This is a genomic window from Streptomyces sp. SudanB52_2052, assembly GCF_964272415.1.
Taxonomy (GTDB): Bacteria; Actinomycetota; Actinomycetes; order Streptomycetales; family Streptomycetaceae; genus Streptomyces; species Streptomyces olindensis.
Window position 1 is genome coordinate 6,705,982 of record NZ_OZ186796.1, and the last position, 22,626, is coordinate 6,728,607.

General features: G+C 72.4%; 17 protein-coding genes. 11 read left to right on the forward strand and 6 right to left on the reverse strand.

Features of this window, described 5'->3' with window-relative positions:
- Nucleotides 1–9: 9 nt before the first annotated feature.
- Complete coding sequence (locus ACSUPV_RS30010; protein ID WP_436948918.1) at nucleotides 10–2,094, reverse strand: YhgE/Pip family protein; 2,085 nt, start codon at nucleotides 2,092–2,094, stop codon at nucleotides 10–12.
- Entirely contained in the window at nucleotides 2,066–2,848 is a 783-nt protein-coding gene (locus tag ACSUPV_RS30015; protein ID WP_031115769.1) for an ATP-binding cassette domain-containing protein, read from the reverse strand. The genes ACSUPV_RS30010 and ACSUPV_RS30015 overlap by 29 nt, the downstream gene beginning before the upstream one ends.
- Before the next feature lie 167 nt (nucleotides 2,849–3,015).
- Here ACSUPV_RS30015 and ACSUPV_RS30020 point away from each other — a divergent pair, with 167 nt between their 5' ends.
- From ACSUPV_RS30020 to ACSUPV_RS30030, 3 genes are all read left to right on the forward strand, one after another.
- The gene (locus ACSUPV_RS30020; RefSeq protein WP_031115768.1) at nucleotides 3,016–3,579 is read left to right on the forward strand and encodes an SAV_6107 family HEPN domain-containing protein; all 564 of its coding nucleotides are present in this window, start codon (nucleotides 3,016–3,018) and stop codon (nucleotides 3,577–3,579) included.
- 259 nt (nucleotides 3,580–3,838) lie between these two features.
- Nucleotides 3,839–4,636, forward strand: a complete 798-nt coding sequence (locus tag ACSUPV_RS30025; protein ID WP_359790269.1) for a methyltransferase — start codon at nucleotides 3,839–3,841, stop codon at nucleotides 4,634–4,636.
- A 279-nt stretch (nucleotides 4,637–4,915) separates the two neighbouring features.
- On the forward strand, nucleotides 4,916–5,317 hold the full coding sequence (locus tag ACSUPV_RS30030) for a DUF3040 domain-containing protein (RefSeq protein WP_037765734.1): 402 nt from the start codon (nucleotides 4,916–4,918) through the stop codon (nucleotides 5,315–5,317).
- 289 nt (nucleotides 5,318–5,606) lie between these two features.
- Here the strand turns inward: ACSUPV_RS30030 and ACSUPV_RS30035 are convergent, their stop codons facing one another.
- The 4 genes from ACSUPV_RS30035 to ACSUPV_RS30050 form a co-directional block, all read right to left on the reverse strand.
- Complete coding sequence (locus tag ACSUPV_RS30035) at nucleotides 5,607–8,000, reverse strand: transglutaminase TgpA family protein (protein ID WP_436948919.1); 2,394 nt, start codon at nucleotides 7,998–8,000, stop codon at nucleotides 5,607–5,609.
- Nucleotides 8,000–9,361 carry a DUF58 domain-containing protein gene (locus ACSUPV_RS30040; protein ID WP_031115764.1) on the reverse strand — a complete coding sequence of 454 codons (1,362 nt, stop codon included), beginning with the start codon at nucleotides 9,359–9,361 and terminating at the stop codon, nucleotides 8,000–8,002. The genes ACSUPV_RS30035 and ACSUPV_RS30040 overlap by 1 nt, the downstream gene beginning before the upstream one ends.
- Entirely contained in the window at nucleotides 9,361–10,401 is a 1,041-nt protein-coding gene (locus tag ACSUPV_RS30045) for an AAA family ATPase (protein WP_031115763.1), read from the reverse strand. Before ACSUPV_RS30045 ends, ACSUPV_RS30040 begins: the two co-directional genes overlap by 1 nt.
- A gap of 280 nt (nucleotides 10,402–10,681) precedes the next feature.
- Nucleotides 10,682–11,293 (reverse strand): beta-class carbonic anhydrase, encoded by a 612-nt coding sequence (locus tag ACSUPV_RS30050; RefSeq protein ID WP_382611109.1) that lies wholly within the window; start codon nucleotides 11,291–11,293, stop codon nucleotides 10,682–10,684.
- A 309-nt stretch (nucleotides 11,294–11,602) separates the two neighbouring features.
- On the opposite strand from ACSUPV_RS30050, the gene rsmH reads away from it, so the two are divergent.
- The 8 genes from rsmH (at nucleotide 11,603) to ftsW (ending at nucleotide 22,622) form a co-directional block, all read left to right on the forward strand.
- Nucleotides 11,603–12,559, forward strand: coding sequence for a 16S rRNA (cytosine(1402)-N(4))-methyltransferase RsmH (gene rsmH / locus ACSUPV_RS30055; protein ID WP_078650952.1), 957 nt, complete (start codon nucleotides 11,603–11,605; stop codon nucleotides 12,557–12,559).
- 31 nt (nucleotides 12,560–12,590) lie between these two features.
- Entirely contained in the window at nucleotides 12,591–13,046 is a 456-nt protein-coding gene (locus ACSUPV_RS30060; protein ID WP_031115760.1) for a septum formation initiator family protein, read from the forward strand.
- Between the two features lie 424 nt (nucleotides 13,047–13,470).
- Entirely contained in the window at nucleotides 13,471–15,456 is a 1,986-nt protein-coding gene (locus ACSUPV_RS30065; protein ID WP_436948920.1) for a peptidoglycan D,D-transpeptidase FtsI family protein, read from the forward strand.
- A 183-nt stretch (nucleotides 15,457–15,639) separates the two neighbouring features.
- The gene (locus ACSUPV_RS30070) at nucleotides 15,640–17,160 is read left to right on the forward strand and encodes a UDP-N-acetylmuramoyl-L-alanyl-D-glutamate--2,6-diaminopimelate ligase (RefSeq protein ID WP_037757336.1); all 1,521 of its coding nucleotides are present in this window, start codon (nucleotides 15,640–15,642) and stop codon (nucleotides 17,158–17,160) included.
- Nucleotides 17,161–17,188: 28 nt separating this feature from the next.
- Nucleotides 17,189–18,604, forward strand: coding sequence for a UDP-N-acetylmuramoyl-tripeptide--D-alanyl-D-alanine ligase (locus tag ACSUPV_RS30075; RefSeq protein WP_031115756.1), 1,416 nt, complete (start codon nucleotides 17,189–17,191; stop codon nucleotides 18,602–18,604).
- Entirely contained in the window at nucleotides 18,604–19,695 is a 1,092-nt protein-coding gene (gene mraY / locus ACSUPV_RS30080) for a phospho-N-acetylmuramoyl-pentapeptide-transferase (protein WP_031115755.1), read from the forward strand. Before ACSUPV_RS30075 ends, mraY begins: the two co-directional genes overlap by 1 nt.
- Nucleotides 19,677–21,119: a UDP-N-acetylmuramoyl-L-alanine--D-glutamate ligase gene (gene murD, locus ACSUPV_RS30085; RefSeq protein WP_382611101.1), complete on the forward strand. Its 1,443-nt coding sequence runs from the start codon at nucleotides 19,677–19,679 to the stop codon at nucleotides 21,117–21,119. Before mraY ends, murD begins: the two co-directional genes overlap by 19 nt.
- Before the next feature lie 138 nt (nucleotides 21,120–21,257).
- Entirely contained in the window at nucleotides 21,258–22,622 is a 1,365-nt protein-coding gene (ftsW, locus tag ACSUPV_RS30090) for a putative lipid II flippase FtsW (protein ID WP_031115752.1), read from the forward strand.
- The last annotated feature ends 4 nt before the right edge of the window (nucleotides 22,623–22,626 follow it).

Genomic DNA, 22,626 nt, shown 5'->3' on the forward strand with positions numbered 1-22,626 from the left:
CCGAAGGGCTCACAGGCTCAGCTCCGGGTGCAGCCGGTCCAGCGTCCACATCTGGCGCCGGCGGGCCGCCACGGCGGTCAGCGCGAGGGCACCGGCGGTGAACGCCGCCAGCACCACGCACGCGTGCCACACCGGTTCGAGACCGCCGCCCGTGATGAGCCTGCGCAGGGCCTCCACGACGTAACTCATCGGCAGGAAGGGGTGCAGCGCGTTGAAGAAGCCGGGACTGGTCTGCACGGGGTACGTGCCGCCCGCCGAGGTCAGCTGGAGCATCAGCAGGGCGAGGACGAGGATCCGGCCCGCCGCCCCGAAGCGCGCGTTCAGCCACTGCACGATCGCCGCGAAGCACGCCGTCACCAGGAACAGGAAGCCGACCGTCCCGGCCGCCCGGGCCATCTCCAGGCCGATCGCCCAGTGCAGCACCGCCATCAGCGCCGTCGTCTGCAGCACCCCGATCGCCACCACCGGCAGCCAGCCCGCCAGCGCGATGCGCCACGCGGAGGCGCCCGCGGCGAGCGCGCGCCGGTTCATCGGCGCGATCAGCATGTACGCCACCATCGCGCCCACCCACAGCGACAGCGGGATGAAGTACGGCGCGAAGCCGGTGCCGTAGTTGGGGGCCTTGTGCAGGTCCTGGGAGGCGAGCCGCACCGGGTCGGCCATGACCTCCGTGCGCCGGTCGCGGTCCTGCTTGTCGTAGTCGGGGATGCGGTCCGCCCCGTCGTGCAGTCCGCCGGCGAGCTTCCCGGATCCGTCGACGAGCTTGAACATGCCGCCGTTCAGGTCGTCCGCACCTGTCTTCAGCTCGCCGACGCCCTTGTCGAGGTCGACGGCACCGGTCCTGGCCGTGCCGAGCCCCTGGTGCAGCTTCTTCGCGCCGGCGGCGACCTCGGCCGCCCCGTCGTTCAGCTTGTTGATCTTCTTGACGGCGTCGTCGAGGTCCTCGGAGAGGTGCGGCGCGCGGTCGGCGAGGGCCTGGGACTGCCTCTGCAGGGCGGCGAGGTTCTTGTCGAGCTTCGCCAGATCGCCGTCCTGGTCCGCGATCAGCGTGTTGAGGTCGTCCGCGATGAGGGTGACGTCGGCGGCCGCGTCCCTGGCCTTCTTCAGGTCGGCACAGGCGGCGTCGGGCAGAACGGGGTCATCGCAGCGCCGGGCGTAGACGTCGCTCAGCGTGCCGGAGGCGGCGCGGGCGCCCTTGGCGGCGGTCGGGGCCGTCTTCACCAGGGTGTCCAGGTGCTTGCGGATCACCCCGGAGGAGTCGGCGACGAGCCGGGCCGTGTCTCCGATGGTCTTCTCGTTGTCCTTGAGGAACGGGCCCACCTTGCCGGCGGTCCTGTTGACCTTGTCGGCGAGCGCCTGCGTGCCGTCCGCGACCCGCTTCGAGCCGTCCTCGAGGTCGCCCGCGCCCGTGTGCAGCTTCTTCAGGCCCTTGGCCAGCTTCCCGCTGCCGCCCCGGGCGTCCTTCAGGCCGTCGGCGAGGTCCTTGGAGCCCTTCTCGGCCTTGCCGATGCCGCCCTTGAGCTTGTCGGCGCCCTTCGCCGCCTTCACGGTCTCGCCGTGGATGTCGGAGAACGAGACGAAGATCCGGTCCAGGAAGGACCGCGAGGTCTTCGTGGACGCGGCCTGGCGCACCTCGCCGAACACCGTCCGCGAGATCTGGCCGACGATGTAGTTGTTCGCGTCGTTGGTGCGCACCTGGAGGGCGCCGGTCTCCGGGGACGTCCCGGAACTGGAGGCGATCCGCTCGCTGAAGTCGGCGGGCATCGTGAGCGACAGGTAGTAGCTGCCGTCCTCGACGCCCCTGCGGGCCTCCGCGGCGCTCACCTCACGCCAGTCGAAGGTCTTGCTCTCGTGCAGGCGCTTCGTGATGTCGTCGCCCGCCGTGATCCTCTTCCCGTCGGCGGTGGCGCCCTTGTCGTCGTTCACGAGCGCCACGGGGATCCGGTCCAGCCGGCCGTACGGGTCCCAGAACGACCACAGGTACAGCGCGCCGTACAGCAGCGGCAGCACCAGCAGCGCGACCAGCGCGGCGCGCGGCAGCTTGCCCCGGCCGAAGCGGCGGAGCTCAAGCGCGGCCAGTCTCGGCGAGCGCATCGGCCTTCTCCTCTCCCTGGTCGGCGTTCCCGCCGGTCGCGTGGTTCTCGAGGGTGGACACGCGCAGGGCGCCCTCGGGGGCCTCGCTGCACACCGCCACGACCGTCGTCCCGGCGTCGGCGAGTGACCCCAGGAGGGCCCAGGCCTCCTCCCGCTCGTCGTCCGAGAGCTTGAGGTCCGTGTCGTCGACGCCGAGCAGCCTCGGCCGGCCGACGAGCGCCAGGGCGACCGACAGCCGCAAGGCCTCCAGGCGCTCCAGATCGCGGACGGCGGTGCGAGGCCCCTTCGGCAGCGCCTCCAGGTCGAGGCCGGCGGCGGCGAGTGCCGCGTCGATGCGCTGCCCGGCCGCGGCCGCCCGCTCGCTCCGGGGCCGCAGCAGCCCGCGCAGGGAGTCGCCGAAGCGCCGCTGGAGCAGCGCCCGCTCGCGCAGGTGCTCCCCGACGGTCAGGGCCGGATCGAGGTCGGTGACCCCCGGGACGTGCGCCAGGGCGCTGATCCGCCGCACCGCCGACAGCTGCTTGGGCAGCCGGGCGTCGCCCACGACCCCGGTGCCCTCCGTGACCTTCATCCGCCCCGTCAGCGCGAGCAGCAGGCACGTCCGGCCGGACCCGGACGGGCCCTCGACCGCGATGAGCGTCCCCGGCTCGGCGTCGACGGAGATCCCGCGGACCGCCCACCCCCTCGGCCCCTTGATCCCGAGGCCCTCGGTGGTGATCCGCGCCCCTCCCGTCCGTCCTCCCGTCCGTTCCCCCACGAGTCTCCCCTGAATTTGAACTGACTGGTCAGTGCAAAAACTACTCCGAACCTACGATCGAGGCAAAACCGCAGGTCAGAACGGATTGTCAGTGCCATACCTCACGATGGGTCACATACGGCACTCCGTAACGGATGCGCCGTCACACAGACGACAGGAGGTTCGTCATGGCCAGCTACCACGCAGCAGCCGCCCGCCGGCGCCGCGCCACCGGCCCTGCCCCCTCACTGACCGGCCCGGCGAGCGACGTGCACCCCGTGCTCCGCCGGGCCACGGCCCCGCCCGCCGCCCTCGACCTGCTCGCCCAGGCCCGCGCCGGACTGGACGAGGCAGGCGCCCTGGAAACCCCGAACGAGCGCTACGCGACCGCCCACCTCGCCGCCCTGCGCACGGCCGCCGCCGTGCTCGCCGCCCGAGGGCGGCCGGAGACCTCGCCCCGGGCCCGGGCCAAGATCCGGAGCGCCTGGGAAGTGCTCCCCGAGATCGCGCCCGAACTGACCGAGTGGAGCGCGCTGTTCGCCTCCGGAGCCCGGCGCCGCGCCCGGGCGGAGGCGGGCATCCAGGGCGCGGCCACCGGCCGGGACGCCGACGACCTCATACGGGACGTGGCGATGTTCCTTCGGCTCGTCGAGCGCATGCTCGTCCTCCAGCCCGTCCTCCCGCAGCCGCGCCCGGACCAGGAGCGGCCTGAGGACCCCGGGCCGGGGAGGGACATGCCGGACGCGGGCTGACCGGCCGGTCATCGTTAGGGCACGACCGGCAGGTCGTGGTTACGGCACGACCGGCTGTCGTGGTTGCGGCACGACCGGCTGTCGTGGTTGCGGCACGACCGGCTGTCGTGGTTGCGGCACCGGGTCATGCCGGCCGCCGCGTCCGAGGCAATAGGGTGGGGGACGCCTGAAGTCTTCCCTCCCCGTGGCAGGGGCCGGGAAGGCGCCCCGTTCTGCTCCGCCGCGCAAGAGGCGGTGCCGCGCCGAGGAGTCAACTGACGTGTCGGACCCGATGCGCCCCCGTGCCTCACTCCGTACCGCCGTGGTCTGGGAGGTCCTCCAGGACGCCCTCGATCGCCGGGTCAAGGCCACGGGGCGGGAGTCGCTGGACGTCCTCGACACCGGAGGCGGCAGCGGCAACTTCGCGGTGCCCGTCGCCCGCCTCGGTCACCGCGTCACCGTCGTCGACCCCAGCCCGAACGCGCTGTTCGCCCTGGAGCGCCGCGCCGCCGAGGCCGGCGTCGCCGACCGGGTCAAGGGCGTGCAGGGCGACGCCCACGGCCTCTTCGACGTCGCCGAGCGCGGTGGCTACGACGTGGTGCTGTGCCACGGCGTCCTGGAGTACGTGGACGACCCGTCCGAGGGCGTCCGCAACGCGGTGGCCGCCCTGCGCCCGGAGGGTGTCCTCAGCCTGCTCGCCGCCGGTCTCGGCGGTGCCGTGCTGGCCCGCGCTCTCGCCGGTCACTTCAAGGAGGCCCGGCAGGCGCTCGACGACCCGAACGGACGATGGGGCGCGGGTGACCCCGTGCCGCGTCGCTTCACCGCCGAGCAGCTCACGGAGCTGGTCGAGGCCGCGGGACTGCGGGTCGGCGCCGTGCACGGGGTGCGGGTCTTCGCCGACCTCGTGCCGGGCGTCCTCGTCGACACCGAGCCCGGAGCCCTGGAAGCGCTGCTGAAGCTGGAGGAGGCCGCGGCCGAGCTGCCGGCCTTCCACTCGGTGGCGACGCAGCTCCATGTGCTCGGTGAGACTCAGGGGACTGCCGAGACCGATGAGGCCGGCGGGGTCGCCGAGGCCTGAGCCGCTTCCTGAGTCACCGCCGCTGATCAGCGCCTGCGCTGTGGATGGAGTACGCCACAGGCCCCCCGAATGGCGGCAGAGCGCCGTATGATCGAGGGAGACCGTTCCGGCATGACGGGTCGGCCGCCGGGGAATGGAAGCCTCAGCGAGCCGGGACGTCCCTGGCGGATTCCGGTTGGCCAATTGGCGCAGAGGGGCGGGTTTCACGGGGGCGATTCCCTGCCTATCCTGAAGAGACCCCCCGGGTCGCCCCGGCGACTGCACGATGAGGAGGACTCCGTGCCGCTCTCGGAGCACGAGCAGCGCATGCTCGAGCAGATGGAGCGAGCGCTGTACGCCGAAGATCCCAAGTTCGCGTCGGCGCTTGAGGGAAGCGGGCTGCGTACGTACACCCGGCGGCGGGTCTACCAGGCGGTCGCGGGCTTCCTCGTAGGTATTGCGCTCCTCATGGCCGGTATGGTCGCCAAGCAGGTCTGGCTCAGCGTCGTGGGCTTCCTCGTCATGCTGGGCTGCGCGGTGCTCGCGGTGACCGGCTGGCGCAAGGCTCCCAAGCCGGGCGAACAGGCCGCCGGTGCCGCCGGAGGGCCGCAGGCCCGCCGACAGGGCAGGCAGCGCCGCTCCATGATGGACCGCATCGAGCAGCGCTGGCAGAAGCGCCGCGACGAGCAGGGCGGCCATTAGCCGGCCCCACCGCTCGCCAGGACTAAATGAACACATACGTCAGGGGGTGACCACCGACCAGGTGGTCACCCCCTGACGCATGCCCGCGTGCCGATCGCCCGCGCGGATCACGGACCGGCACGCTGCCGGGCGAGACCGGCTCCGTCGCCGCCCTCGCGACCCTGCAGACCGCCGTCACCGCCGTCACCGCCGTCACCGCCGGCCGGCTGCGGCCGGTGAATCCGCCCGGAGCCAGCCGTGCGGGTACGGGTCCCGGGCGCGTGTCCTCCGGCCCCCGCCGCAGCCTGGCTCAGCCTTGCTGTCCCGAGGCCTTCCGCCACGTCGGCCGCAGCGCCAGGGCGCGTTCCCGGACCCCCGACCACCAGGCCGACCCCGCCCACAGCAGGCGGGCGGTGGAGCGCGGGGCCACCAAAGCTCGGAACCTGGCGGGGCGGCCGACCGCGGCGCTCAGGCCCGCCGTCGCACGGCGGACGTCGTCCGTGAGGCCCGCCGTCGGGCGGGGGTGCGGCGCGTACAGGACCTGCTCCACCGCGTTCGCCACCCGGTGCACCGAGGCCGCGGCCTCCCCATCGAGGCCGCCCAGCCGGACGATGCGGGCGGCCGCCTTGCGCGGCGTCTGCGACTCGTCCGGCACGATGCCGAAGTCCCACGCGGTGTCCGTCAGCTCCTGCCAGACGGCCAGCGTGTGCGGTAGCGCGTCCGCCTCGCCGCGGCCGTGCGCCCCCAGCCGTACCGAGCGGGTCCGCAGGCGCCACAGCATCGGTGCCAGCGGGAGGACCAGCACGGCGAGCCCGGCCAGGGCCCACGCCAGGATCGCGTACCACTTCGGGCCGTCACCGCCCGTGGGCAGCGCCGCCGCCGGGGACTCGCTCGCGCAGCCGCCGTCCAGCCTCTTCTGCTCCGGCGTGCAGCTCTCGCTCGTCGAGGGCGTCGGGGAGGGCGCCGCCGACGTGGACTGGGTCGGGCGCGCCTCGTCCGGCACGGAGCTGCCCGGGGTGTCCGGCAGGGTGTACGACGGCATCGAGCCGCGGTTCGGCGTCGGCTCGAAACGGGTCCAGCCCACGCCCTCGAAGTACAGCTCGGGCCAGGCGTGCGCGTCCCGCAGCCCCACTGACACCGTGCCGTCCGCCTGCGGGGATCCGGGCGCGAAGCCCACCGCGACCCGGGCCGGGATGCCCAGGGAGCGGGCCATCGCCGCCATCGCGAAGGAGAAGTGCACGCAGAAGCCCTGCTTGTCCGTCAGGAACCGGGCGATCGCCTGCGAGCCGCTGCCGACCTGCACCTGCGTGTCGTACTCGAAGCCGCCGGTCACGGCGAAGTAGTCCTGGAGCTTGACCGCCTGGTCGTACGGGTTGGCGGCGCCCGCGGTGACCTGGCGGGCCGTGCGGGCCACGATCGACGGCAGTGAGTCGGGCAACTCCGTGAAGTCACGCTTGATGGCCGGGGGCGGCGGCCCCGCCGAGGCCAGCTGCTCCGCCGTCGGCTGCACGTCCAGGCTCCTGACCTGGTACCGCAGACCGCGCGTGTTCTGGCCGTGGTCGCCGACCAGGGTCATGCCCAGCGGCTCGTAACGCCAGTTGCCGCTGATGGTCACGCCGCTCGGCGGGTACGGCATGGGCAGCCAGTCCTGGGCGTACCAGTCGGCCGCCGTGATGGTGGTGTCGACCTCCGCGCGCTTGACGTCGGGGCTGAGGCCGATCGGGGGCGGGAACGTGCCGTCGGGGACGGCGGTGATGGACCGCCGGGACGGCTTCCACGTGGTGCCGTCGAAGTCGTCCAGGGACACGATCCGCAGATACAGGTCCGAGACGTCCGCCATCTCGGTCTTCACGGACAGGACCTGCTGGTCCTCGTCCGCGTTCAGACTGTCGCGCAGGGACACCAGCGGGTTCACGGCGGAGATCGTGCCGCCGCCGCCCGTGCCGCGGCCCGCGCCCGCTCCCACCGAGTCCAGCAGGCCGCCGTTCATCGCGGGCAGAGCGAGCGGGACCACCAGGGCGATGCCCAGCGCCACCACGCCGATGCGCCGGCCGGTACGGACGGGTGCGACCGCGCCGCTCGGCTCCCCGCCGGGCGTGCGGGAGGCCCCGGCGAAGACTCTGCCCCACTGGGAGAGCCGGTCCCGGCCCTCGGCCAGCAGCAGCATCAGATAGCCGGCCGCCGCGACCAGGAACCACAGCCAGTCCGTGGCCCCGTCGGACAGCCCCGCGGCCACCGAGTACAGGGCGAGCAGCGGCAGACCGGCCGGGGCGGCGCTGCGGAAGGTCACCGCGAGGGTGTCCACCAGCAGCCCGATGACCAGCACCCCGCCGATGAGCATCAGCCGGATGCCGTCGGACTCCAGGGGCGCCGGGATCGCGTACCGCGCGATGTCGTCCCCGCCCTGCTGGAGCAGGAGCGCGAAGCGGTTGATGGCGTCCGGCCCGGGGATCAGCCCGGCGAAGGCCTGCTCACGGGTGAACACGAACGTCAGCAGCACCACGGTGACCAGGGCCTGCGCCGCCACCGTCAGCGGGCGCGCCAGCGGCACCCTGCGGGCCGCCGCCCCCACGCCCGACTGGATGCCCAGCAGGAAGGCCGCCTGCACGATCCAGGTGGCCGGTTGCACGAGGGGCAGCAGGGCGCACGCGGCCATCAGCGTGGCCGCCCACGCGCCCAGCGTCAGTCGTATCCGCCCGCTCATCACGGCCCCTCCCCGCCGCTCGCGGCGGCCATGCCCCTGCGCTCGCGGTCGGCCTGCCGCCACAGCTCGTCCAGCGAGGCGTCCCGCGGTACGCCGAGGGCCGTCCAGCCCGACTCGCGCAGCATGCGCAGCCGCTCCCCGCTCCCTTCCAACGGCCCGGGCACGTCGCTCGGTTCCCGCATCCAGGTGTCGCTGTCGAGCACGAAGGCGACCGCGCCCGGGCTGCGCTGCCGCATCCTGCCCAGCACCGCCGCCTGCTCCTCGTCCAGGTCGCCGAGGAAGGCCACCAGCAGCCCCTCGTTCCCGCCGCGCAGCACGTCGTACGCCCGGGACAGACCCGCGCCGTCGGAGTGGTCGATCACCGCGAGGGTGTCCATCATGAGCCCGGCCGCGTCGGCCGACTCCTGGCTCGCGCCCGCGAAGCCGTCACCGCCCTCGCCGGGCACCGCGTTGCCGGTGTCCGTCAGCAGCCGTACCGAGAAGCCGCGTTCGAGCATGTGCACCAGCACGGAGGCGGCGCCGGCCACGGCCCACTCGAAGGCCGAGTCCGGGCCCGCGCCCCGGTAGGCGATGCCCCGGGTGTCGAGCAGGACCGTGCAGCGGGCGCGCTGCGGCTGCTCCTCGCGACGCACCATCAGCTCGCCGTAGCGGGCCGTGGAGCGCCAGTGCACACGGCGCAGGTCGTCGCCGTAGCGGTAGCCGCGCGGGATGACGTCGTCCTCGCCGGCCAGCGCGAGCGACCGCTGCCGCCCGTCGCCGTAGCCCTTCGCCTCGCCGCTCAGGCGCACCGGCGCCAGCGGCTCCACGCGCGGAATCACCGTCAGCGTGTCGTACGTGGAGAAGGACCGGGTCAGTTCGCACATGCCGAACGGGTCGGTCAGGCGCAGCTGGAGCGGGCCCAGCGGGTAGCGGCCGCGCAGGTCGGAGCGGACCCGGTAGGACACCTCGCGCCGGCCGCCCGCCTCCATCCGGTCGAGCACGAAGCGGGGCCGGGGGCCGAGCACGTACGGCACCCGGTCCTGGAGCATCAGCAGGCCCGTGGGCAGTCGCGAGACGTTGTCCATCCGCAGGTGGACCCGCGCCTCGCTGCCGGAGGGCACCCGCGCGGGGGAGAGCCGGCGGCTGCCCGCGACCCGGTAGCGCGTGCGGTACAGCACCGTCGCGCACACCAGCGGCAGCACCGCCAGGAGCAGGCCGACGCGCAGCAGGTCGCTCTGCCCGAGCACGTAACTGCAGATGGCGGCCGCGACGCCGGCGGCCAGGAAGGAGCGTCCGCGGGTGGTCAGACCGGCCAGGGCGGTGCGGATGCCGCCCTTCTCGCCCCGGTCGGCCTCCGCGTGCCCCGCCCCCGCGGTGGTCATCACAGCCTCCGCGGCGGCTGCTGGGGATACGCCGGCGCGCCCCGGCCGAGCCCGCCGAAGCCGCTCTGCTGCTGCGGCGCCGCCGGTACGGGGGTGCGCTGCAGGATCTCCTCGACGACCTGCTCGGCCGTACGGCGGTTGAGCTGGGCCTGGGCGGTGGGCAGCAGGCGGTGGGCCAGGACGGCGACGGCGAGGGCCTGGACGTCGTCCGGCAGCGCGTACTCCCGGCCGCTGAGGGCCGCGGTCGCCTTCGCCGCGCGCAGCAGGTGCAGCGTCGCGCGCGGCGAGGCGCCCAGTCTGAGGTCGGGGTGCGTGCGCGTGGCGCCGACCAGGTCCACCGCGTAGCGCCGCACCGGCTCGGCGACGTGCACGCCGCGCACCGCCTCGATCAGCTTGAGGATCTCGTGCGCGTGCGCCACGGGCTGGAGGTCCTCCAGCGGGGAGACACCGCCGTGCACGTCCAGCATCTGCAGCTCGGCCTCCGCGCTCGGGTAGCCGACCGAGACGCGGGCCATGAAACGGTCGCGCTGGGCCTCCGGCAGCGGATAGGTGCCCTCCATCTCGACCGGGTTCTGCGTCGCCACCACCATGAAGGGACTGGGCAGCTCGTAGGTCTTGCCGTCGATGGTGACCTGGCGCTCCTCCATCGACTCCAGGAGCGCGGACTGCGTCTTGGGCGAGGCGCGGTTGATCTCGTCGCCGATCACCACCTGCGCGAAGATCGCGCCCGGCTTGAACTCGAAGTCGCGGCGCTGCTGGTCCCAGATGGACACACCGGTGATGTCCGACGGCAGCAGGTCGGGCGTGAACTGGATACGCCGCACCGAGCAGTCGATGGACCGCGCGAGCGCCTTGGCCAGCATCGTCTTGCCGACTCCCGGGACGTCCTCGATCAGTAGATGTCCCTCTGCGAGCAGCACGGTCAGCGAGAGCCGTACGACCTCGGGCTTTCCCTCGATCACGCCTTCCACCGACTCCCGCACGCGTTCCACCACGGCGGTCAGATCAGTGAGGCTCGCTCGATCGTCATAGGTCGTCACCCGGCCCTCCTCGGCCTTTCCCCTGCTCCCAGGAAGCACGGGATACCCCATTTTCCCGGGCCGACGCCCCACGACGCGGGCCGGCCCACCCCGAACCACGGACACCACGCGCGAGATGTTCAGCGTGACGCCACTCCCCGCATTCTTGCTGCCGTTACCGATTCGTGTCACTCGACTGGGGACAACTGGCTGCGATATGTCGGTCTTGCGCCAGTTCGAACGTGTGACTGACAGGCTTTCGACAGCTACAGCAGGTGGTTCTCCGGGGTGGGCGAGCAGGTCAGGAGGCGGGGTCGACCTCGCGCAGCAGGCCGGTCTTCACATCGAAGACGAACCCGCGCACATCGTCGGTGTGCAGCAGGAACGGCGAGGTGCGCACGCGCTGCATCGACTGCCGGACGTCCTGGTCGACGTCCCGGAAGGACTCCACCGCCCAGGCCGGGCGCTGGCCGACCTCGGCCTCCAGCTCGTTGCGGAAGTCCTCGGTGAGGCTCTCCAGGCCGCAGCCGGTGTGGTGGATGAGCACGATGCTGCGCGTCCCCAGCTTGCGTTGGCTGATGGTGAGGGACCGGATCACGTCGTCGGTGACGACGCCGCCCGCGTTGCGGATGGTGTGGCAGTCGCCGAGCTCCAGACCGAGCGCCGCGTGCAGGTCGAGGCGGGCGTCCATGCAGGCCACGACGGCGACGTGCAGAACCGGACGGGCGTCCATGCCCGGGTCGGTGAAGGCCGCCGCGTAACGCTGGTTCGCGTCCACGAGTCGGTCGGTGACGGTACCGCCGACGGTCGCGGCGTCAGGGCCAGTGGGAACCGATGCAGAAGTCGTCATATCCATGACGTTACTGGTCACGCGTGTTCCCGTCCCGTTGTGAGAGGGGACAAAGAACGCCATCGGGCCTTGGAGTGAGGTAACCCACAAGGGTGGTGTGCCGGCGGTCGCGACGCGCAGGCCGGTTGATTGACCGGGAGACAGGGTGGACTAAAGTGACGCGAAGCGGGAGGCGAGACTCTCCCCGCTGGACTGATTTCTTCGGAGATCCCGGCGACGACCGGAGATCTCCCCGCGTGCGCGGCGCGTACGTGCGGCTCGGCCTCCTCCCGCTCCCGGTCGGCTGACGCTTCCGGCGCCGGCAGGCCTCCCCTTCACGAGCGGGCGGGGACCCGGCGGTGCGTACGGGCCCGCCGGATTTGAGAGGGCCCCTTGAGCGAGAGTCGACACGTCCCGGTGATGCTCCAGCGGTGCCTGGACCTGCTGGCACCCGCCCTGGAAGGGCCGGACGCGGTGGTCGTCGACTGCACCCTCGGCCTCGGCGGCCACAGCGAGGCACTCCTGGAGCGGTTCCCCGGCGTCCGCCTCGTCGCCCTCGACCGCGACAAGGAGGCCCTGCGCCTGTCCGGCGAGCGCCTCGCCCCCCACGGGGAGCGCGCCACCCTCGTCCACGCCGTCTACGACGAACTCCCCGAGGTGCTGCGCAGGCTCGGCATCGCGCGCGTGCAGGGCGTCCTGTTCGACCTGGGCGTCTCCTCCATGCAACTCGACGAGGCCGACCGCGGCTTCGCCTACGCCCAGGACGCTCCGCTCGACATGCGCATGGACCAGACGAGCGGGGTCAGCGCCGCCGAGGTCCTCAACACGTACCCGCCGGGCGAACTCGTCCGCATCCTGCGGGCGTACGGCGAGGAGAAGCAGGCCAAGCGGATCGTGTCCGCGATCGTCCGGGAGCGGGAGAAGGAGCCGTTCAGCACCAGCGCGCGGCTGGTCGAACTGATCCGGGACGCGCTGCCGCAGGCCGCCAAGCGCACCGGCGGCAACCCCGCCAAGCGCACCTTCCAGGCCCTGCGCATCGAGGTCAACGGCGAACTGGCCGTCCTGGAGCGGGCGATCCCGGCCGCCGTGAAGGCGCTGGACGTGGGCGGGCGGATCGCCGTGCTGTCGTACCACTCGCTGGAGGACCGGTTGGTCAAGCAGGTGTTCGCGGCGGGTGCCGCCACCACCGCGCCGCCCGGGCTGCCCGTCGTGCCCGAGCGCTACCAGCCGCGGCTCAAGCTGCTCACGCGCGGTGCCGAACTCCCCACCGAGGAGGAGATCGCCGAGAACCGGCGGGCGGCGCCGGCCCGGCTGCGCGGGGCCCAGCGCATCAGGGAGGACGTCGAGTGAGGCGCGTGCAGGCCGGACCGAGGGAGCGCGAGTGAGCAGCACACCCGAACTGAAGGGGAGGGCCGCGCGTCTCGCCCGGCTCTTCCCGACCGGCCCCGGCCAGGCGGCCCGCACGCCCTTCGTCTTCCTGGTCGTCCTCCTCCTCGGCGGCGGTCTCATCGCCCTGCTGGTGCTGAACTCGGCCCTCAGCGAAGGCGCGTTCAAGCTCGACGACCTCCAGCGCGAGACGAAGAACCTCACCGACGAGGAACAGGCCCTCCAGCGGGACATCGACGCCTACTCCGCGCCCGAGGCGCTCCAGCGCCGCGCCCGCGAACTCGGCATGGTCCCCGGCGGCGACCCCGCCTTCCTCGCGCCCGACGGCTCGGTCAAGGGCGTCCCCAGCCCCGCCTCCGGCGTCGGGCGGACCACCGCCCACGTCCCCCTGGTCCTCGCCCCCGAAGCCATGCCCGACGGCTCCGCCCCGACCCCGACCCCCGGCAGGTGACGGAAGTGTCCGACAGGGAACCCCCGCGCCGCGTGCCGGGCCCGGCCGTTACCGCCGGCCCCGGCGTTCGTCCGGCCCTCGAGGCGGGTTCCACCCCGCGGTGTGCGGCGGACCGGGCTTTCGGCCGGGTGACGCACGTGGTGGCGCGCTCCGCACGGCAGACCGCTCGGCGGCCGCTGCCGCCCCTGCCGGTGGTGTCCGCCGGGCAGTCACCGCACGGCCGCGTGCCCGGTCCCGCCGAGGCCGGTGGTCCGGAGGTCCGTGGCCGCCGTGGCGCGTGCCGCGCGGCGGTGGAGCGGCCGTCGTCCCGGCTGTCGGCGACCGCTGTCCGCAGTGCCGGGTGCCGTCCCCGCCTGCGTCCGGCCGTCACCGCGTCCGCGTCCTCCAGTCCCCAGCCCACCCCGACCCCCGGCAGGTGACGGAAGTGTCCGACAGGGAACCCCCGCGCCGCCGCGTGCCCGGCCCCGCGCGGCCCGCCCGGCCCGATGCCCGGCGTCGGCCCGGGCCCGATGCCCGGCGTCGGCCCGGGCCCGGTGCCCGTCCGGCCCGGCGGCCGGGGCCGGGCCGGACGGCGGCGCCGAAGCCGTTGCGGCTGGGCAGCCCCCGGCCCCGGCTGCGTCTGGTCGGGCTCGCGCTCACGCTGGTGCTGATCGCCTTTGTCGTGCGGCTGTTCCAGGTGCAGGCCGTCGACGCGAGCACGTACGCCGCCAAGGCCGAGCAGAACCGCTATGTCGGGCAGGTGCTGGCGGCGGACCGGGGCGAGATCACCGACCGCAGCGGTGTGGCCCTGGCGACCAGCGAGGACGCCTACGACATCACGGCCGACCCCACGATGTTCGCCCCCGACCAGTTGAAGATCGGCGACGGCCCCGAGCAGGCGGCGGCCCTGCTCGCGCCCATCCTCGGCCAGGAGCAGGAGACCCTGGTCAAGAAGCTGCGGCCGAAGAACAAGGCCCTGCGCTACGTGAAACTGGCCTCCCGCCAGACTCCGCAGGTCTGGAAGCAGATCAAGGACCTGAAGTCCGCGCTGGCGAAGAAGGAGGAGACCGACAAGTCCGTGCACAACGTGCTCGCGGGCGTCTTCTCCGTCGCCACCAGCAAGCGCGTGTACCCGGGCGGCGACCTCGCCGCCGGGATACTGGGCTGGGTCAACGGCGAGGGCAAGCCCGGCGGCGGCATCGAGCTGCAGCTGAACAAGCAGCTGGCCGGCAAGGACGGCAAGATCCGCTACGCCCAGTCCGGCGGCCGACTCGTCCCGACCGCCGGCGGTTCCACCGAGACCCCCGCCGTCCCCGGCAGCGACGTCGAGCTCACCATCGACCGCGACATCCAGTGGGCCGCGCAGAAGGCCATCACCGACCAGGTGAAGGAGTCCGCGGCCGACCGCGGTTACGTCATCGTCCAGGACACCCGCACCGGGCAGATCCTGGCCATGGCCAACTCGCCCGGCTTCGACCCGAACGACCTGTCCGACGCCGACCCGGCCGCCCTCGGCAACGCCGCCCTCCAGGACGCCTTCGAGCCCGGCTCCACCGCCAAGGTCATGTCGATGGCGGCCGTGCTGGAGGAGGGCGCCGCCACCCCGATGACCCACGTCGTGGTGCCCAACCGGCTGCACCGCGGCGACCGGCTCTTCAAGGACGACGTCGACCACCCGACCTGGTACCTGACGCTCAACGGCGTCCTGGCCAAGTCCAGCAACATCGGCACCATCCTCGCCACCGGCCAGCTCGGCAAGACCCAGGCCCAGGCCAACAAGGTCCTCTACGACTACCTGCGCAAGTTCGGCCTCGGCCGCTACACCGGCCTCGGCTTCCCCGGCGAGACCCCGGGCATCCTCGCCCCGCCCGACAAGTGGTCGACCTCGCAGCAGTACACGATCCCTTTCGGCCAGGGCGTCTCCATCAACGCCATGCAGGCGGCGTCCGTGTACTCGACCATCGCCAACGGCGGCGTCCGCGTCGAACCCACGCTCGTCCGGGGCACCAAGGGCCCCGACGGCCGCTTCACCCCCGCCCCCAAGCCCGAGAAGACACGGGTCGTGAGCGCCAAGACGGCGAAGACCCTCGCCCAGATGCTGGAGTCCGTCGTGGACGACGAGGAGGGCACCGGCACCAAGGCGCGCATCCCCGGCTACCGCGTCGCGGGCAAGACGGGCACGGCCAACCGCGTGGATCCGGCCACCGGCAAGTACAAGGGCTACACCTCGTCGTTCGCCGGGTTCGCGCCCGCCGACCAACCCCGCATCACCGTCTACTGCGCCATCCAGAACGCCACCAAGGGCAGCTACTTCGGCGGCCAGATCTGCGGCCCCGTCTACAAGCAGGTCATGGAGTTCGCACTGAAGTCCCTCCAGGTCCCGCCGACCGGCGCCAAGCCCGCGAAGCTCCCGGTCACCTTCAGGCGCTGACCCGGCCGCAAGCCCAGGTCAGCATGGAAACCAGCCAGGAACCACCTCGTGACGACGATCACCCCCGACCCCGGGAACCAGAGCACCCCCGGCCCCTCGCTTCGCCCGGAGGCGGGTACGCCCGGTACGCTCACCGCCGTGCCACACGCTGATCAGTCCCAAACCACCCAGAAGGGCCATCCCGTGACATACCCCGGGCCGCCCAGGCCGGTGCAGGTCTCCGCCACACCCCTCGCGGAACTCGCCGATCAGCTGGGTGTCCCCGCGCCGGAGAGCGCCGCCGAGGTCACGGGCATCACCCATGACTCCCGTGCCGTGCGCCCCGGCGATCTGTACGCCGCCCTCCCGGGCGCCCGGCTGCACGGTGCCGACTTCGTGAACCAGGCCGCGGGCCTGGGCGCCGCCGCCGTGCTGACGGACCCCACGGGCGCCGAGCGCGCCGCGGCCTCCGGGCTGCCGGTCCTGGTCGTCGACGACCCGCGCGGGCGGATGGGCGAACTGGCCGCCACGATCTACGGCCACCCCGGCCGGGACCTGCTCCAGATCGGCATCACCGGCACGTCCGGCAAGACCACCACCGCCTACCTCGTCGAGGGCGGTCTGAAGACGGTCCGCTCCACCGGCCTGATCGGCACCGTCGAGATGCGCATCGGCGACGAGCGCATCAAGTCCGAGCGCACCACGCCCGAAGCGACCGACCTGCAGGCACTGTTCGCCGTCATGCGCGAGCGGGGCGTCGACGCGGTCGCCATGGAGGTCTCCAGCCACGCCCTGGTCCTCGGCCGCGTCGACGGCTGCGTCTTCGACATCGGCGTCTTCACCAACCTCAGCCCGGAGCACATGGAGTTCCACTCCGACATGGAGGACTACTTCCAGGCGAAGGCGCAGCTGTTCACCCCGAAACGGGGCAAACTCGGCGTGGTCAACGTCGACGACGAGTACGGCCGCCGGCTGGCGAAGGAAGCCACCGTCCCAGTCGTCACGTACTCCGCCGAGGGCCACCCGGACGCCGACTGGCGGGCCGAGGACGTCGAGGTCGGTCAGCTGGACTCGACGTTCACCGTCATCGGGCCCAAGGGCGAGCGGATCAGCGCCAAGTCGCCGCTGCCGGGTCCCTTCAACGTGGCCAACACCCTCGCCGCGATCGTCGCCCTCGCCGTGGCCGGCCTCGACCCGCAGGCCGCCGCCGACGGTGTGGCCGCCGTACCGGGCGTGCCGGGCCGCCTGGAGCGCGTGGACGCCGGGCAGCCGTACCTCGCGGTCGTCGACTACGCCCACAAGACCGACGCCGTCGAGTCCGTGCTGCGCGCCCTGCGCAAGGTCACCGAGGGCAGGCTGCACATCGTGCTCGGCTGCGGCGGCGACCGGGACACCACCAAGCGCGCGCCCATGGGCGCCGCCGCGGCGCGGCTCGCCGACACCGCCGTGCTGACCTCCGACAACCCCCGTGGTGAGGACCCCCTCGCGATCCTCGCCACGATGCTCCAGGGCGCGGCCTCCGTGCCCGCGCACGAGCGCGGCGAGGTGCAGGTCTTCGAGGACCGGGCCGCCGCGATCGCCGCCGCCGTGGCGCGTGCCGAGCCCGGGGACACCGTGCTGGTCGCGGGCAAGGGCCACGAGCAGGGCCAGGACATCGCCGGGGTGGTCCGTCCCTTCGACGACCGCCAGGTGCTCCGCGAAGCCATCCAGAAGACCCAGGGATGAAAATCCAGAAGACCCAGGGGATGAACTTGTGATCGCCCTCTCCCTCGCCGAGATCGCAGAAGTCGTCGGCGGGCAGACGCACGACATACCGGATCCGTCCGTCCAGGTCACCGGCCCGGTCGTCCGGGACTCCCGCGAGGCGGTGCCGGGCAGCCTGTTCGTGGCCTTCGCCGGGGAGCGCGTGGACGGCCACGACTTCGCGGCGGGGGTCGTCGAGGCGGGAGCGGTGGCCGTGCTCGGCACCCGCCCCGTCGGCGTGCCCGCGATCGTCGTGGACGACGTGCAGACCGCCCTCGGCGCCCTCGCCCGGCACGTCGTACGACGCCTCGGCGCCACCCTCGTCGGCCTCACCGGCTCGGCGGGCAAGACCAGCACCAAGGACCTCATCGCGCAGGTGCTCCGGCGCAAGGCGCCGACGGTGTTCACGCCCGGCTCGCTCAACAACGAGATCGGGCTGCCGCTGACCGCGCTCAGCGCCACCGAGGAGACCCGGTTCCTCGTCCTGGAGATGGGCGCCCGCGGCATCGGGCACATCCGCTACCTCACGGAACTGACCCCACCGAGGATCGGCCTGGTGCTCAACGTCGGATCCGCCCACATCGGCGAGTTCGGCGGCCGAGAGCAGATCGCCCAGGCCAAGGGCGAACTCGTGGAGGCGCTGCCCGCCGAGGCAGACGGCGGCACCGCGATCCTCAACGCGGACGACCCCTACGTCCGGGCCATGGCCTCCCGTACGAAGGCGAAGGTGATCTTTTTCGGAGAGTCCGGCGAAGCGGACGTTCGCGCCGAGAACGTGCGACTCACGGACACCGGACAGCCCGCGTTCAGGCTTCACACACCCTCCGGTGCAAGCGATGTGACCATGCGCCTGTACGGTGAGCACCACGTGTCGAACGCGCTCGCCGCGGCCGCCGTCGCCCACGAGTTGGGCATGTCCGCAGACGAGATCGCCGTCGCGCTCTCCGAGGCGGGCTCCCTCTCCCGCTGGCGGATGGAGGTCACCGAGCGCCCGGACGGCGTGACGGTCGTCAACGACGCCTACAACGCGAACCCCGAGTCCATGAAGGCCGCGCTGCGCGCGCTGGCGGCCATGGGCAAGGGACGTCGTACGTGGGCGGTGCTCGGCAAGATGGCCGAGCTCGGGGACGAGGCTCTCGCCGAGCACGACGCGGTCGGACGGCTCGCCGTCCGGCTCAACGTCAGCAAGCTCGTCGCGGTCGGTGGCAGGGAAGCCGCCTGGCTGCAACTGGGCGCATATAACGAGGGTTCGTGGGGTGAGGAGTCGGTGCACGTGTCCGACGCACAGGCGGCGGTCGACCTGTTGCGCAGCGAGTTGCGCCCGGGGGACGTCGTGCTCGTGAAGGCGTCCCGTTCGGTCGGACTCGAAAGCGTTGCCCAGGCGCTGCTCGAGACCGGTGCCGAGGGTGAGGTTTCCGCCCGATGATGAAGCAGATCCTGTTCGCAGGAGTCATTGGTCTCTTTCTCACGCTGATCGGCACCCCGCTGCTGATCAAGCTCCTCGCGCGCAAGGGCTACGGCCAGTACATCCGCGACGACGGCCCGCGCGAGCACGCCAGCAAGCGCGGTACGCCGACCATGGGCGGTATCGCCTTCATCCTGGCGACGGTCGCCGCGTACTTCCTGGCGAAGGTGATCACGGGCTATCTGGACCCGGAGGCCGACGCGGCGCCGACCTTCTCGGGGCTGCTGGTGCTCGGCCTCATGGTCGGCATGGGCCTGGTCGGCTTCCTCGACGACTACATCAAGATCGTCAAGCGGCGTTCACTGGGCCTGCGGGCCAAGGCGAAGATGGCCGGCCAGCTGATCGTCGGCATCGCCTTCGCGGTGCTGTCGCTGCAGTTCGCGGACAACCGCGGCAACACCCCGGCCTCCACCAAGCTCTCCTTCATCACGGACTTCGGCTGGACGATCGGCCCGGTGCTGTTCGTGATCTGGGCGCTGTTCATGATCCTCGCGATGTCGAACGGCGTGAACCTGACCGACGGTCTGGACGGTCTGGCCACCGGCGCCTCGGTCCTCGTCTTCGGCGCCTACACCTTCATCGGCGTCTGGCAGTTCCAGGAGTCCTGCGCCAACGCGCAGACCCTGACCAACCCGGGCGCGTGCTACGAGGTGCGCGACCCGCTCGACCTGGCGGTGGTCGCCTCCGCGCTGATGGGCGCCTGCCTGGGCTTCCTGTGGTGGAACACCTCGCCGGCCAAGATCTTCATGGGTGACACCGGTTCGCTCGCGCTCGGCGGTGTACTCGCCGGCCTCGCGATCTGCTCCCGCACCGAGCTGCTGCTCGCCATCCTCGGCGGCCTCTTCGTCCTGATCACCATGTCCGTGGTGATCCAGGTCGGTTCGTTCCGCCTCACCGGAAAGCGCGTCTTCCGGATGGCACCACTCCAGCACCACTTCGAACTCAAGGGCTGGTCCGAAGTGCTCGTCGTGGTCCGCTTCTGGATCATTCAGGGCATCTGTGTGATTGTCGGACTTGGCCTCTTCTACGCAGGATGGGCAGCGGACAAGTGACCTCCTCGGAGCCCTTCGACTTCCAGGGCAAGCACGTCACCGTCGCCGGACTCGGCGTCTCGGGCGTCCCGGCGGCCAAGGTGCTGCACGGCCTCGGCGCGACCGTCACGGTCGTCAACGACGGCGCCGACGAGCGCGCCCGGGCACAGGCGGCCGAACTGGAGGCGCTCGGGATCACCGTGCGCCTCGGCGACGGCGACACTCTGCCGGAGGGCACCGAGCTGATCGTCACCGCGCCCGGCTGGAAGCCGGACAAGCCGCTGTTCGCGGCGGCGGCACAGGCGGGCGTCCCGGTCTGGGGCGACGTCGAACTGGCCTGGCGCCTGCGCGGCCCCGACGCCGCCCCCTGGCTGGCCGTCACGGGCACCAACGGCAAGACCACCACCGTCCAGATGCTCGCCTCGATCCTGAAGGCGGCGGGCCTGCGCACCGCCGCCGTCGGCAACATCGGCGTCTCCCTGCTGGACGCGGTGCTCGGCGAGGAGAAGTACGACGTCCTGGCCGTGGAGCTGTCCAGCTACCAGCTCCACTGGGCGCCGTCCCTGCGCGCCCACTCCGCCGCCGTGCTCAACCTCGCCCCCGACCACCTCGACTGGCACGGCTCCATGGAGGCCTACGCCGCCGACAAGGGCCGCATCTACGAGGGCAATCGCGTCGCCTGCGTCTACAACGTGGCCGACAAGGCCACCGAGGACCTGGTCCGCGAGGCCGACGTGGAGGAGGGCTGCCGGGCCATCGGCTTCACCCTCGGCACCCCGGCGCCCTCCCAACTCGGCGTCGTGGAGGGGATCCTCGTCGACCGGGCCTTCGTCGAGAACCGGCAGAAGAACGCCCAGGAGCTCGCCGAGGTCGCGGACGTGAACCCGCCGGCCCCGCACAACATCGCCAACGCCCTCGCGGCGGCGGCCCTGGCCCGCGCCTACGGCGTCCCCGCCAAGGCCGTACGGGACGGGCTGCGGGCGTTCACCCCGGACGCCCACCGCATCGCGCACGTGGCGGACGTGGACGGGGTCGCGTACGTCGACGACTCCAAGGCGACCAACACGCATGCCGCGGAAGCCTCGTTGGCGGCCTACGAGTCGATCGTGTGGATCGCGGGCGGGCTCGCCAAGGGCGCCGTCTTCGACGAACTGGTCGCCAAGGCGGCGCAGCGGCTGCGCGGTGCCGTGCTGATCGGCGCGGACCGCGCGCTCATCCGCGAAGCCCTCGCGCGACACGCCCCGGAAGTACCCGTCGTGGACCTCGACCGGACCGACACTGGGGCGATGCGCGCGGCGGTTCAGGAGGCACGGCGGCTCGCCCGCCCCGGTGACACGGTGCTGCTGGCTCCGGCGTGCGCCTCCATGGACATGTTCGTCAACTACAACAAGCGCGGGGACGCTTTCGCGGACGCCGTCCGTGAGCTCGGCTCCGCCGAAGGCTGACCCGGGCCCGCCTCGCCCGGCGGGGGCGCCGGGCGTACCTGGGAGGGACGCGTGACACGGATGCGGCTGGTGCCCGAGCGGCGGCCTGGGGGCCCGCGCGGTGAAGCGTCCTCCCCCGGCGCGGCGGGGTGACCGGCGATGCCCACCAGCCGCACCGGCCGGCCCCCGGTCCAGCGCGCCCCCAAGCGCCCCGTCCCTCCCCGGTCCCTGCGCGACAACCCCGTCCTGAACTTCTACACCCGTGCCCGCCGGGGCTGGGACCGGCCGCTGACCGCCTACTACCTGATCCTCGGCGGCAGCCTGCTGATCACCGTGCTCGGCCTGGTGATGGTCTACTCGGCCTCCCAGATCACCGCGCTGCAGATGTCCCTGCCGGGCTCGTACTTCTTCCGCAAACAGCTGCTCGCGGCGCTGATCGGCGCCGGTCTGATGTTCGCCGCCTCACGCATGCCGGTGAAACTGCACCGGGCCCTGGCCTACCCGATCCTCGCGGGCGCCGTCTTCCTCATGGCCCTGGTGCAGATCCCCGGGATAGGAGTGTCGGTCAACGGCAACCAGAACTGGATCGCCCTCGGCGGCTCCTTCCAGATCCAGCCCAGCGAGTTCGGCAAGCTCGCGCTGGTGCTGTGGGGCGCCGACCTGCTCGCCCGCAAGCAGGACAAGCGGCTGCTGACCCAGTGGAAGCACATGCTCGTCCCGCTGGTCCCGGCCGCCTTCATGCTGCTCGGGCTCATCATGATCGGCGGCGACATGGGCACGGCGATCATCCTCACGGCCATCCTGTTCGGCCTGCTCTGGCTGGCCGGAGCGCCCACCCGGCTGTTCGCCGGCGTGCTCTCGGTCGCCGCCGTGCTCGGCCTGATCCTGATCAAGACCAGCCCCAACCGCATGGCGCGCCTGCAGTGCCTCGGTGCCACCGAACCCCAGTCCGGACCCGTCGACTGCTGGCAGGCCGTGCACGGCATCTACGCCCTCGCCTCGGGCGGAATCTTCGGCTCCGGGCTGGGTGCGAGTGTGGAGAAATGGGGCCAACTCCCCGAAGCCCACACGGACTTCATCTTCGCCGTCACCGGTGAGGAACTGGGCCTGGCGGGGACGCTGTCGGTCCTCGCCCTCTTCGCGGCTCTAGGCTATGCGGGTATCCGCGTGGCCGGACGCACGGAGGACCCCTTCGTGAGGTATGCCGCGGGAGGCGTGACCACCTGGATCACGGCCCAGGCCGTGATCAACATCGGTGCGGTGCTCGGTCTGCTGCCGATCGCCGGCGTCCCCCTCCCGCTGTTCTCCTACGGAGGATCCGCCCTGCTGCCGACCATGTTCGCCATCGGGCTGCTGATCGCCTTCGCGCGCGACGAGCCCGCTGCGCGGGCAGCGCTTGCGATGCGGCAACCTCGCTTTGGTAGAAAGCGGGGGGCCGGGGCAACCGGTTCGGGTCGGAGCCCCCGGAGATGGAACACGATGCGACGGCGCGCCACGGCGGCGCGTCCGTCCGGAGAGCGGTGAATTT